Genomic DNA, 13,903 nt, shown 5'->3' with positions numbered 1-13,903 from the left:
CTCCTTCTCCTCATTACGGTTGATGCCTATCGGGAACGGTTGCCCTCGGCGAGTGCCGCTTCGAGTTCCTCGATCTGGTTCTGTGCGAGGTCGAGCAGGGGGAAGTCGGAGGGGGTGTGCCCGCCCGCTCCCGGGTCCGCGGTGTGGGCGGCGAGACCGGCGAGCACCGTGAGCCAGGCCCGGCCGAGCCGCTCGGCCGCGACCTCTGCCAGGAGCTGACCGGGCCAGCTCAGGGTGATGTCGAGCGCGGGTCCTTCCGGGGTGTCCCTGACGACGGCGCCCGCCGACACGACATGGGTCACCGGCATGTCGGGCGCGGCCGAGCCGCCGACCGCCGTCTCGCCGGCCGGCTGCCAGGGCCCCGCGGGGCCCGTACGCGTGCCGGTGGCGAAACGTCCGAGGTAGTTGAAGCCGATCTGCGGAGCCGGGGAGGCCTCCAGGACCGGGCCCGTGCGGGAGTTGAGGTGGCGCAGCAGTTCGTGGCCGAGCCCGTCGCCGGGCACCGACCGCACCTGTTCCTTCACGGCCTTGACCAACGTACCGGCAGCCCCGCCGCCCGCCATAGCGCTGTCCAGGTCGGCGCCCGTCACGTCGAGACGGACCGGCCGCACGCTGGTGAACCAGCCGACGGTGCGCGACAGTTCGGCCTCTTCGAGCGGTTCGCGGCCGTGTCCCTCGATGTCCACCAGGACGCCGGTGCCGCCGCCCGGCCGCCAGTGCGCGACGGCGCCCGCGAGAGCGGCGAGCAGCACCTCGTGCACCCCGCAGTGGTACGCGGCGGGCGTCCTGCCCACCAGGATCGCCGACTGCTCGGGCGGCACCGTCCACGTCTGGTGGAGCAGGGTGCTCGCGACGTCCACGGCCGGGTCCAACGCCCGCTCGGCGAGTGGCCGTTCGGGGGTGGCGAGCAGTTCCTTCCAGTCGTCGAGTTCGGCGACCCGCCGCTCGTCGTCGGCCTGCGCGGAGAGGATCTCCGACCAGCGCCGGAAGGACGTGCCGACCGGGTCGAGGGCGGGCTCGCCGCCGGCGGCGACGGCCTCGCAGGCCGCTCGCAGGTCGGGGGCGAGTACGCGCCACGAGACGCCGTCGACCACCAAGTGGTGTACCACGAGCACGAGTCGCCCGATCTGACTGGGCCCGGCGTCGACCCAGACCGCCTGGACCATCACCCCTGAGTCGGGGTCGAGGCGTTCGACGGCGTCGCGGGCGGCCTGCGCCGCGACCTCGTCGACCTCGCCCGCGGCGGCGGGGACCCGGGCCACGAGCCCCGCCGCGTCGACCGACCCTGGCTCGCCGACGAGCAGCTTCCGCTCGCCCGGCACGTTCCTCGCGCGCAGCATGTCGTGGGTGTCGAGGACGGCGGCAAGACCGGCCGTGAGCACCTCGACGCCGAGCCCGGCGGGGGCGCCGAGGGTCATCCACTGCGCGAAGCCGGGGCGGGCGGCCCGTTCGCCGAACGCCCGCATCACCGGTGTCCACGGCACCTCGCCTACGCCGACGTCGGCGGGCCCCGACCGCTCCCCCGCGAGCTCGACCACGGCCGCGACGCGCTCCGGTGTCTTCTCCTCGAAGACCTGGCGCGAGGTCAGCAGGAGTCCGGCGCGCCGGGCCCGCGACGCCAGCTGCATCGACATGATCGAGTCGCCGCCCAGCTCGAAGAAGCTGTCGTCGACGCCGACCCGGTCGACGCCGAGCACCTCGGCGAAGAGGTCGCACACCAGGGCCTCGCGTTCGGTGCGCGGCGGACGGCCACCCGCGCGGCCCGCGAAGTCGGGCGCGGGCAGCGCGGCCCTGTCCACCTTCCCGTGCGGGGTGAGCGGCAGCCGGTCGAGCGGCACCACCGCCGTGGGCACCATGTACTCGGGGAGCCGCGCGGCCACGAACTCTCTTATGGCACCGGATAGTTCGGAGGCGCCCGGTGTGTCCGTCGCGCTCCCGGCCGCGTCCGTCACGACGTAGGCGATCAGGCGCCCGCCACCGGCTCGGTCCTCACCCGCGCCGTCCGCGCGCGCCACGACCACGGCCTGGGTGACGTCCGGGTGCGCGGCGAGCACCGCCTCGATCTCGCCCGGCTCGATGCGGTAGCCGCGGACCTTGACCTGGTCGTCGGCGCGTCCCGCGAAGACGAGTTCGCCGCCGTCGGTCCAGCGCACCACGTCGCCGGTCCGGTACATGCGCTCGTCCGTGCCGAACGGGCAGGCCACGAAACGTTCGGCGGACAGGCCCGCGCGTCCCAGATAGCCGCGCGCGAGCCCGGCCCCCGCCACGTACAGCTCGCCCGCCACACCGGCGGGGACGGGCAGCAGGAAGTCGTCGAGCACGAACGCCCGCACGTTCGCCATCGGGCCGCCGATGGGCACCTCACCCCTGCCAGGGGTCAGGGGCGCGCTCATCGCCGCGCAGACGGTCGTCTCGGTGGGCCCGTACGCGTTCACCATGCGTCGTCCCGACGACCAGCGGTCCACCAGACCCACCGGGCAGGCCTCGCCCGCGACCACCAACGTCCTTAGGGCGCCGGGCAGTTCGTCCTCCGCGGCGAGGACGCTCGGCGGCACGGTCACATGGGTGGCGCGGGTCCGGTGCAGCGCCTCGCCGAGGGAGACGCGGGGCGGCAGGGCCTCCGGCGGCGCGAGGACCACCGAGCCGCCGGACAGGAGCGCCATGCACAGCTCGGAGACCGCCGCGTCGAAGCTCGGCGACGCGAACTGGAGCACCCGCGACGCGGCGCCGACCCCGAACCGCTCGATCTGCGCGCGCGCCAGGTTGCCGAGGCCTCCGTGCGTCACCACGACGCCCTTGGGACGGCCCGTCGAGCCGGAGGTGTAGATGACGTACGCGGCATGCGATGCGGCCAGCGGCGAGGGGCGTTCACCGTCCCCGACCGGGCCTTCGGCGCGGGCGGCGATCCGCTCCGCCGTCTCGGGGTCGTCGACCACGACGACGTGTCCCGTGAAGACGTCGGGCACCGCGCCGCGTGTCGACCGTGTGCACACCAGGACCGCCGGATCGGCGTCGGCGAGTACGTACGCGATCCGTTCGGCGGGGTAGGCCGGGTCCACCGGGACGAAGGCCCCGCCCGCCGTCGAGACCGCGAGCAGCGCGACCACCAGTGGCGCGGACCGCTCCATGAGGACCGCGACCCGGCGTTCGGGACCCACGCCCGCACCGACCAGATGGCGGGCGAGCCGCGCGACGCCGGTCGCCAACTCCGCGTAGGACAGCTCCTGTTCACCGTCGGTCAAGGCCACCGCGTGCGGCGTGTGGGCCGCCTGGGCCGCGAAGAGGTCGGGCAGCGGTGCGGCGTCGACGGCCGCACGCGTCCGGTTCCACTCGCGTACGACCAGGTCCCGCCCGTCCGCGCCGACCACGTCGACGCGGCCGACGGGCACGGCAGGATCGGCGACGAACCCTTCGAGGATCCGGACCAGCGAGGCGACCATCTCCTCGGCGCGGCCGCGTGTGAAGACGTCAGGGCGGAAGACGAAGTCGCCGCGCATCCGCTCGCCCGGCGACACGACGAGCGTCAGCGGGTAGTGGCCCATGTCGCGCGGCACGCCGACCGGGCGGACCGCCAAGGCGTCGGGGTCCGGCGCGCCCTCGGGCGGCCGCGGATAGTTCTCGTAGACCACCAGCGTGTCGAACACGGCGCCGGGGCCGGCGAGTTGGTGGATCTCGGCGAGGCCCACGTGCTGGTGGCCGAGGAGTGAGACCTGGCGCTCCTGGAGCGAGGTGAGCATCTCGCCGACGGGCTGTCCCGCCGCCAGGGGCACGCGCACCGGCAGCGTGTTGATGAACAGGCCGATCGCCGTGTCCGCGCCCGGCAGGTCGGTGGGCCGGCCCGCGACGGTGGCGCCGAACACCACGTCCGTACGGCCCACGAGACGCGCGAGGAGCAGCGCCCACGCGCCCTGCACCACGGTGTTCAGCGTCAGCCCCCGGGCCCTGGCCAGCTCGGCGAGCCCCCGCGACAGCTCGGCGGGGAACTCGAACCGGACGCGTTCGGGCACCACGGGCGTGCCCGCCGCGTCGGCGGGCAGCACGAGCGTCGGCGCGTCGAGCCCGGCGAGTTCGGCGCGCCAGGCGTCCCGCGCGGCCGCGCCGTCCTGGCGGGCCAGCCAGGCCAGGTACGCGCCGTAGGAGGCGGCGGGCGGGAGTTCGTGGTCGGCGCCGTCCGCCTCGTACGCCGCCGAGAGGTCGCCGATGAGGATCGGCAGGGACCAGCCGTCCATGACGATGTGGTGGCTGGTGAGGACGAGCCGGTGGCGGCGCGCACCGAGCCTGACGAGCAGCAGCCGCAGCAGCGGCGCCGCGCTCACGTCGATCCGCTCGGCCCGCTCGCGCTCGGCGAGCCGGTCGAGCTCGGCGAGCGCGTCGGCCTCCGTACGCCCGGTCAGGTCGGCCTCGCGCCAGGGCAGCGCCACATCGCGCGCGACGACCTGGACGGCCTCGCCGGACGCGACGCGGTGGAAGCCCGCCCGCAGGATCGGGTGCCGGCGCAGCAGCGCCGCGCAGGCGGTGCGCAGCCGTGCCGCGTCGAGCGGCCCGTCCAGGGCCAGCATGCGCTGGCTCTCGTAGAGGTCGGGGCTACTGCCGTCCTCGTCGTATGTGGCGTGGAACAGCATGCCCTCCTGGAGCGGCGACAGCGGCCACACGTCCTCCAGCGTGGGCACCGCGGCCTCCAGTTCCTCCACGCCCCGCTGCGTCAGTACGCCGAGCAGCGGGAAGTCGGAGGGCGTCCGGCCGCCCGCATCGGGGTCGGTGGTGTGGCGCGCGAGACCGCCGAGCATCTCCAGCCAGGTGCGCCCGAGCCGCTCGGCGTCGGCTTCCTCGACGAGGGCACCCGGCCAGCTCAGGGTGATCTCCAGCTCAGGGCCCGCCGGGGTGTCCCTCACCGTCGCCCCGACGTCCAGGGCGTGCGGCACGGGGGTCTCCGGGTCGACCGAGCCGCCGATCGCGGTCTCGCCGGTCAGTTGCCAGGGACCCACCGGGCCGTCGGCCGTACCCGCGCCCGTGAACCGGCCCATGTAGTTGAAGCCGACCTCCGGGGCGGGCCGGGCCGCGAGGACCGGGCCGGTCGTGGGGTTGAGGTGGCGCAGCAGCTCATGGCCGCGCCCGTCGCCGGGCACGGCCCGCGCCTGCTCCTTGACCGCCTTGACGAGGGCACCGGCGGCCGGGCCTCCGGCGAGGACCTGCGGCAGGTCGACGCCGGTCACGTCGAGCCGCACGGGGTGCGCGCCGGTGAACCAGCCGACCGTGCGCGACAGGTCGGCGTCGCCGAGCGAGTCGCGGCCGTGCCCCTCCACGTCCACCAGGACCCGGTCTGCGGTACCCGGCCTCCAGTGGCCGATCGCGCCCGCCAGGGTCGCGAGGAGCACGTCGTCGATCCCGCAGTGGTACGCGGCCGGGGTCCTGCGCACCAGCGCGGCGGCCTGCCGGGGCGGCACCACCCAGGACCGGCGGCGCAGCGTCCGCGCCGTGTCGATCGCGGGGTCCAACTGCCTCGCGCCCAGCGGGCTTTGCGTGCCCCCGAGCAGTGTCGTCCAGTCGTCCATTTCGGCGACGCGGCTCTCGGCGGTCGCTTCGGCTGTGAGCAGTTCGGACCAGCGCCTGAAGGACGTTCCCACGGGGGCGAGTTCGGGTGTGCGCCCGTCGGCGACCGCCTCGCAGGCCGCTCGCAGGTCCGGAGTCAGGACGCGCCAGGAGACGCCGTCTGCCACCAAGTGGTGCAGCACGAGGACGAGTCGGCCGATCCGGCCGGGTCCGGCATCCACCCAGACCGCCTGGACCATCACCCCGGAAGCCGGGTCGAGCCGCTCGACGGCATCGCGGGCCGCCTGTGCGGCGACCTCGTCGAGCTCACCCGCGGGGGCGGCGACCCGGGTCACGAGCCCCGCCGCGTCGACCGACCCGCGCTCGCCGACGAACAGCTTCCGCTCGCCGGGCACGGTCATCGCCCGCAGCATGTCGTGCGTGTCGATGACGACGGCAAGACCGGCGCTCAGCACGTCCAGGCCGAGACCGGCCGGGGCGCCCAGGGTCACCCACTGGGCGAAGCCCGGCCGCGTCGCGCGTTCCCCGGCGGCCAGCATGGTCGGCGTCCAGGGGACCTCGCCGACCCCCACGTCCTCGGCGACGACCTGGTCATCGGCGCCCGCCGCGTCCACCACCACCGCCAGCCGTTCCGGTGTCTTCTCCTCGAAGACCTGGCGCGGGGTGAGGATCAGCCCGGCCGTGCGGGCCCGCGAGGCGAGCTGCATCGAGCTGATGGAATCGCCACCGAGCTCGAAGAAGCCGTCCTCGACACCGACCCGGTCCAGCCCCAGCACCTCGGCGAACAGCGCGCACAGCGTCTCCTCCGTGCCCGTCCGGGGCTCGCGCGAACCGGCCTTCCCCGCGAAGTCGGGTGCGGGCAAAGCGGATCGGTCCACCTTCCCGTTCACCGTGAGCGGCAGCGCGTCCAGGACGAGGACGGTCGCGGGGACCATGAACTCGGGCACACGGGTAGCGGCGAACGTACGGATCGCCTCCGCATCCGTGCCGTGGTCCGCGACCACATACCCGACGAGCCGCTTGTCGCCGGGCCGGTCCTCGCGTACGACCACGGCGGCCTGTCGCACGTCCGAATGCGCGGCGAGCACCGACTCGACCTCGCCCAACTCCACCCGGAACCCACGGATCTTCACCTGCTCGTCCGCACGCCCCGCGAACACCAGCTCACCGTCAGCGGTCCAGCGCGCCAGGTCCCCGGTCCGGTACATCCGGCGACCCGCACCACCGAACGGGCACGCCACGAAGCGCTCCGCCGTCAGATCCGGCCGCCCTACATATCCCCGCGCCACACCCGGACCCGCCAGGTACAGCTCGCCCGTCACACCCTCCGGCACCGGCTGCAAGAACCCGTCCAGGACGTAGGTGCGTACGTTGCCCAAGGGGCGACCGATCGGGGGCGCGGCATCCCCCGGCCGGATACGGGCATCCACCGGCCCCGCCGTCGCCATGACGGTCGCTTCCGTGGGCCCGTACGTGTTCCACACCCGGGCCTGACCGGTCCACCGAGCCGCCAGATCAGCCGTCAGCAACTCCGCGCCCAGGACCCAGTTCCCGACACCCTCCACCGCCGCTGGATCCAGCACACCGAGCAAGGACGGCACCACACTCGCCGTGCTCACGCCGAGGTCCTGGATCATCGCGGCAAGGGCGGCCGGCTGTGCGCGCTCCTCGGGCGACGCGATCGCCAGGGTGCCGCCGCCCGCGAGTGTCACGGCCACGTCCAGCACCGCCGCGTCGAAGCTGAACGACGCGAATTGCAGCGCGACGACGTCCTCCTCGATCCCCAGGACCGGCCGCATCGCCTCCGCCAGATTCACCAGGCCGCCATGCGCCACCGTCACACCCTTGGGGCGCCCGGTCGAGCCGGACGTGTAGATGACATAGGCGAGTTGGTCGGGTCCGGCGTGTGCGCCGAGCGGCAGGGAGGATCGGACGGTGATCGCCCGCGCGGTCTCCTCGTCGTCGAGCAGCACCACCCGCGCCGACCCCACCGGCACCCCGGCCAGCGTTCCCCCGCCGCCGAGTACGACCACCGGGTCACTGTCGGCGATCACGAACGCGAGCCGGTCCGCCGGATACTCCGGGTCCAGCGGGACGAACGCACCACCCGCCTTCCACACCGCCAGCTCCGCCACCACCATGTCCACCCCACGCGGCAGACACAGACCCACCCGCGACTCACACCCCACACCCAGACCCCGCAGATACCGGGCAAGCCGATTCGCACGAACCTCCAACTCCCCGTACGACAAAGCCCGTTCACCCGAGACCACCGCCACCGCACCCGGCGACAAGCCCACCCGCTCCTCGAACGCCTCCACCACCGAACCCGCCGCCACCGGCCGGCCCGTGTCGTTCCAGCGCTCCACGACGACGGCCCGCTCCGCCGGGTCGAGGAAGGCGATGCGCCCGACGGGCGTCAGCGGGTCGGCGGCCATCCGCTCCAGGACCCGTACGAGCCACTCCCCCACGCGCCGGGCCTCCGAGCGGTCGAAGAGGTCGGGGCGGTAGGTCACACGTACCTGGAGACGGTCGTCGGGGACGACGCTCACGGCGAGCGGGTAGTGGGTGCCCGCCTCCGTGCCGACCTGGGCCATCGCGATGCCGTCCGCGCCGCCGGGTCCGGTGGGGGCGGCCGCGTCGCGCGGGTAGTTCTCGAACATCAGCATGGTGTCGAAGACCGCGCAGGGACCGGCGGCGGCCTGGATCTCCGCGAGGCCCACGTGCTGGTGGGCCATCAGGTCGGACTGGCGCTGCTGCAACCCCGTGAGCAGGTCGGCGACCGGCTGCGCGCCGTCGAGCCGGACCCGTACCGGCACGGTGTTGATGAACAGGCCGACCATCGACTCCACGCCCGGCAGTTCGGCGGGCCGCCCGGCGACGGTGGCGCCGAACACCACATCCGTACGACCGGCGAGCCGCGCGAGCACGAGCGCCCACGCGCCCTGGACCAGCGTGTTCATGGTCAGGCCCCGGGTGCGGGCCAGTTCGGTCAAGGCGGCGGTGGACTCCCCGGAGAGCCGTAGGGCGGTCTCCTCCGACACCGTCTGGGCGCGGTCCGCCGGGTCCGCGGGCGCCACGAGCGTCGACTCGTCGGTCCCGGCCAGCTCGGCGCGCCAGGCGGCAAGGGCCGCGCCCTTGTCCTGCCGGGCCAGCCAGGCCAGGTAGTCGCCGTAGGAGGCCGCGCGCCTGAGTACGGAGGCGTCGGCCCCTGCCGCGTACAACTCGGAGACCTCGTTGAACATGACGGGTGTCGACCAGCCGTCCGCCACGATGTGGTGGCTGGTGACGACGAGGCGGTGCCGTTCGGCGCCGAGGCGGACGAGCAGCAGGCGCAGCAGCGGGGCCGTCGTCACGTCCATGCGGGCCGCCCGCTCGCTCGCGGCGAGCCGGTCGAGTGCGGCGTGCGCGTCGGCCTCCGTGCGCCCCGACAGGTCGGCCTCGCGCCAGGGAAGGACGGCCTCGCGCGCCACGACCTGGACGGCCTCGCCGGAGCTGAGGCGGTGGAAGCTCGCCCGCAGCGCGGGGTGCCGCGCCACGAGCGCCTGCCACGACGCGCGCAGCCTGCCGGCGTCGAGCGGTCCGTCGAGCGCGAGCATGCGCTGGCTCCGGTAGACGTCGGGGCCGCTCTCGTCGAACGTGGCGTGGAAGAGCATGCCTTCCTGCAACGGGGACAGGGGCCAGACGTCCTCCAACTCGGCGACGGACGCTTCCAGTTGCTCGACCCCTTGTTGCGTCAGTGCGTCGCCGACGAGCGGGAAGTCGGCAGGGGTGTGCCCGCCCGCTCCCGGGTCGGTGGCGTGGGCGGCGAGACCGCGGAGCATCTTCGCCCAGATGTCGCCGAGCCGTGCCGCGTCCGCTTCGTCCAGGACCGCGGCGGGCCAGTTGAGCCTGAGCTCCAGCTCGGGACCGTCGGGGGTCTCGCGCACGGTGGCGTTGGCCTCAAGGGCGTGCGGCAGGGGCAGGTCCGGGGCGACCGAGCCGCCGATCGCCGCCGCGCCCGCCGTCTGCCAGGGGCCCACCGGGCCGGAGTCCGAGCCCGCGCCCGTGCCCGCGCCCGAGAACCGGCCCATGTAGTTGAAGCCGATCTGCGGACTCGGCGCGGCCGCGAGCACCGGTCCCGTCCCGGGGTTGAGGTGGCGAAGCAACTCGTGGCCGAGTCCGTCGCCCGGCACCGAGCGCAGCTGTTCCTTGACCGTCTTCAGGAGCGCGCCCGCGGCACCGTCACCCGCGAGGACCCGGGGCAGATCGATCCCCGCGACGTCCGCCCGGACCGGCCGGGAGCCGGTGAACCAGCCGACCGTGCGCGACAGGTCCACGTCCCCGAGCTGCTCGCGACCGTGTCCCTCGATGTCGATCAGGACCCCGGTTCCGCCGTCGGCCCGCCAGTGCGCGACGGCACCGGCGAGCGCGGCGAGCAGGACGTCGTCGACCCCGCAGTGGAACGCGGTGGTCATCCGGTTCAGCAGGGGTTCCCCGTGTGCGGCGGGGACGGTCCAGGTCCGCTGGCGCAAGGTGTGCGCGGTGTCGACGGACGGGTCCAATTCCCTTGACCCCAGGGGCTGTTCCGCTTCACCGAGCAGCGTCTTCCAAGCGTCGAGTTCGGCGACGCGGCTCTCGGCGGTCGCTTCGGTGGCGAGCAGCTCGGACCAGCACCTGAAGGACGTGCCCACGGGGTCCAGTTCGGGTGCGCGGCCCGCTGCGACCGCCTCGCAGGCCGCCCGCAGGTCCGGCACCAGGACACGCCAGGACACCCCGTCGACCACCAAGTGGTGGGCCGCGAGGACGAGTCGGCCGGTCCGGCCGGGCCCCGCGTCCACCCAGACCGCCCGCACCATCGCCCCGGAGAGCGGATCGAGGTGCTGGGCCACGTTCTGGGCCGCCTGTGCGGCGACCTCGTCGAGGTCGCCGTCGGTGGCCTCGACACGGGTGACCAGGCGGGCCGCGTCGACCGTGCCGCGCTCGCCGACGAGCAGCTTCCGCTCACCGGGCACGGCACGCGCCCGCAGCATGTCGTGCGCGTCGAGCACGGCGGCGAGTCCGGCAGTCAGCACGTCCATGCCGAGCCCGGCCGGAGCGCCCACCGTCACCCACTGGGCGAAGCCCGGCGACGCTGCCCGCTCTCCGAGCGCCCGCATCACGGGCGTCCACGGGACCTCGCCGATCCCCACGTCCTCGACCTCGGCGGCGCGTTCGGCCGCGCCCGCCGCGTCCACGACGGACGCGAGCCGTTCCGGCGTCCGCTCCGTGAAGACCTGCCGTGGCGTCAGGACGAGCCCCGCCCTGCGCGCCCGCGAGGCCAGCTGCATCGAGCTGATCGAGTCGCCGCCCAGCTCGAAGAAGCCGTCCTCGACACCGACCCGGTCCAGACCCAGCACCTCGGCGAACAGCGCGCACAGCGTCTCCTCGGTGGGCGTGCTCGGCGCCCGGCCGGTCACCCGTGCCGCGAAGTCGGGGGCGGGCAGCGCGCCCCGGTCCACCTTCCCGTTCACCGTCAGAGGCAGCGCGTCCAGGACGAGCACCGTCGCCGGGACCATGAACTCGGGCAACCGCTCGGCCACGTACGCACGGACGGCCTCGGCCTGGGCCGCCGCTTCCACGCCATCTCCGTGGCCGTCGCCGTCGGCCACCACGTACCCGATCAGCCGGGTCTCGCCCGGACCGTCCCTGCGTGCGACGACCACCGCCTGGGCGACCTCCGGGTGCCCGGCGAGCACCGCCTCGATCTCGCCCGGCTCGACCCGGAACCCGCGGACCTTGACCTGTTCGTCCGCGCGGCCCGCGAAGAGGAGCTGCCCCTCGGGGGTCCTGCGCGCCAGGTCGCCGGTGCGGTACATCCGGCCGCCGTCGCCGAACGGGCAGGCCACGAACCGCTCGCCGGTCGGCCCGGAGCGGTGCAGGTAGCCGCGGGCCAGGCCGGTCCCCGCGACGTACACCTCACCGACGCACCCGGGCGGCACGGGGCGGAGGAAGGCGTCGAGCACGTACACCCGCCGGTTGCCGAGCGGCCGGCCGATCGGCAGCGCGGGACCGGCCGCCGTGCCCACCGGGAGCACGTGCCAGGTCGCGCACAGCGTGATCTCGGTCGGCCCGTACAGGTGCCGTACGGAGACGTCGGGGCACGCTTCGCGCACCCGTGCCACCGCCCCGGCGGGCACCACGTCGCCGCCGGTCAGGACCTCGCGCAGGCCGGTGAAGCAGTCCGGGGACTCCTCCGCGAACACCCGGAAGAGCCCGGCGGTGACATGGACCGCCGTGACGCCCGCGGCGACCGCGTCGCGCACCCGCCTGGCGTCCACCGCGCCGGGTGCCGCGATCACCACGCGCCCGCCCGCGACGAGCGGCACCCACACCTCGAACAGCGACACGTCGAAGGCGTGCGGCGCGTGCATCAGCACCGCGCCCCCGTCGCCGAGCGACCAGCCCGGATCCCCGGCGAGCCCCGCCACGCTCCCGTGCGGCACCGCCACACCCTTGGGCACACCGGTCGACCCGCTGGTGTACATCACGTACGCCAGGTCGTCGGCGCCCACCGGGGCGGCGGTGTCCCGCGTGCGGCAGCCCGCGATCGCCGACGCCACGGCCGGGTCGTCGAGCACCAGCGTGGGGACCGTCGCCTCCTTGGGGACGACGTCGCGCGTCGCGCGGGTGCAGAGCAGTGCGACCGGCGCGGAGTCCGCCAGCAGGAACGCGATCCGCTCCGCCGGGTACTCCGGGTCGACGGGCACGTGGACGGCGCCCGCCTTCCACACCCCGAGCAGCGCCACGATCAGCTCGGCCGACCTGCCCGTGGCCACCGCGACCCGGTCGCCGCGGCCGACTCCGACGTGCGCCAGATGGGCGGCGAGCCGTCCGGACGCGGCGTCCAACTCGGCGTACGTGAGGGCCTGTTCACCGTCGACGACGGCCACCGCCTCCGGTGTCCGCGCCGCCTGCCCGGCGAACAGCGCGGGGACGGACGCGCCCGGCACGGGTGCCGCCGTCGCGTTCCACTCCTCCACCACGAGCCGGCGCTCGGTGTCGTCCAGTACGTCGACACGGCCGACCGGCACGTGCGGGTCCGCCACGATCTGTTCGAGCACGCGCACCAGGCGGTCCAGGACGGAACGCGCCTCCGCGGCCCCGAACACGTCGGTGCGGTGGTCGAGCTTGAAGCCCATCCGCTCGCCCTCGGGCGCCACGACCAGCGTCAGCGGATAGTGCGCGGCCTCCTCGCCGCCGATGAAGCGGACGGCGAAGGTGCCGGGGGCGGGGCTCTCCTCCGGGGGCCGGGGGTAGTTCTCGTAGACCACGATCGTGTCGAAGACCGCGCCGGGTCCCGCGAGCCGCTGGATCTCCGGAAGGCCGAGGTGCTGGTGTGCCATGAGTGCGGACTGCCGCCGCTGGAGGTCGGCGAGGAGCTCCGCGACGGGCTCCGCGCCGTTCAGCCGTACGCGCACCGGCAGGGTGTTGATGAACAGGCCGACCATCGACTCCGCGCCGGGCAGGTCCGTGGGCCGCCCCGCGGCGGTGGCGCCGAACACCACGTCCGTACGCCCGGAGAGGCGGGCGAGCACGAGCGCCCACGCGCCCTGCACGAGCGTGTTGACCGTCAGGCCCTGGGAGCGGGCCAACTGGCCAAGCCCCAGGGTCAGTTCTTCAGAGATGTGGTGGATCAGGCTCTCGGGGGCGACGGGTGTGCGGTCCGGGTCGGCCGGTGCCACGAGGGTGGGCTCGTCGGTTCCGGCCAGCTCGGCACGCCAGGCGGTCCGTGCCGCGTCACCGTCCTGCCGGTGCAGCCACGCCAGGTACTCCCGGTAGGAGGTCGTGCGGGGCAGCACACGTGTGTCGCCGCCCGCCGCGTAGACGGCGGTGAACTCGCTGAACACCACCGCCATCGACCAGCCGTCCATGACGAGGTGGTGGCTGGTGACCACGAGGCGGTGCCGTTCGTCGGCCAGCCGGACGAGGAGCAGCCGCAGCAGCGGCGGGACGGCGGGATCGAACCGCTCGGCCCGCTCACGGGCTGCCAGCCGGTCCACCTCGGCGAGCGCGTCGTCCTCCGCCAGTCCGGAAAGGTCCTCCACGCGCCACGGCAGCTCAGCGGCACGGGCGACGACCTGCACGGCCTCACCCGACTTGCGGCCTCGGAAGCCCGCCCGCAGCGCGCCGTGCCGCGCGGTCAGCGCCTGCCACGTGGCCCGCAGCCGCTCCGCGTCCAGCGGCCCCACCAGCTCCAGCATCCGCTGCCCCTGGTAGACGTCCGGGCCCCGGTCGTCGAAGGCGGCGTGGAACAGCAGCCCTTCCTGCAAGGGCGACAGGGGCCACACGTCCTCGACAAGGGATCGGTTCATCGTTCGGTCTCCTCAGAGCG

At 74.5% G+C, this 13,903-nt stretch carries 1 protein-coding gene; it reads right to left on the bottom strand.

Features of this window, described 5'->3' with window-relative positions:
* Positions 1-26: 26 nt before the first annotated feature.
* Positions 27-13,883 (bottom strand): amino acid adenylation domain-containing protein, encoded by a 13,857-nt coding sequence (locus ACIO9J_RS21185; protein ID WP_402001553.1) that lies wholly within the window; start codon positions 13,881-13,883, stop codon positions 27-29.
* Between the last annotated feature and the right edge of the window lie 20 nt (positions 13,884-13,903).

Source organism: Streptomyces sp. NPDC087300, assembly GCF_044744425.1.
Taxonomy (GTDB): domain Bacteria; phylum Actinomycetota; class Actinomycetes; order Streptomycetales; family Streptomycetaceae; genus Streptomyces.
The sequence above is the reverse complement of the archived record's forward strand: the minus strand, read 5'-3'. Positions and strand labels throughout refer to the sequence as shown.

Coding starts and splice junctions, on each gene's coding strand:
- ACIO9J_RS21185 (WP_402001553.1), bottom strand. CDS start 13,883: ATGAACCGATCCCTTGTCGAGGACGTGTGGCCCCTGTCGCCCTTGCAG.